The following is a 250-nucleotide window of genomic DNA, read 5'->3' on the forward strand; positions in this document are numbered from 1 at the left end:
TAAAGCTCTAAAGTTCATGTCTGTTAAATATTGTACTTCGTCGTAATCATAAAAAATAATGCGCTTATGTTTACTTACACCAAAGTTTTTCAATAGCATATCGCCAGGAAAAATATTAACCGCTATCATTTCTTTTAAGGCTTGGCCGTATTCCTCTATTGCATCTGCAGCGCTTTCGTCGTCAGCATTTTCCAAAAATAAGTTAAGTGGCGTCATACGGCGCTCAATATACAAATGTTTTATGATCAGC

Annotated in this window: 1 protein-coding gene; it reads right to left on the reverse strand. The window is 35.6% G+C overall.

What is annotated here, in order from left to right; genetic code table 11:
• Positions 1–249, reverse strand: a 249-nt coding sequence (locus tag R2R70_RS21980; RefSeq protein ID WP_410979192.1) for an isocitrate dehydrogenase kinase/phosphatase-domain containing protein, incomplete at its 3' end; no start/stop codon positions are given.
• Position 250 lies beyond the last annotated feature (1 nt).

This window comes from Cobetia sp. SIMBA_158, from assembly GCF_046566945.1.
Lineage (GTDB): Bacteria > Pseudomonadota > Gammaproteobacteria > Pseudomonadales > Halomonadaceae > Cobetia > Cobetia amphilecti.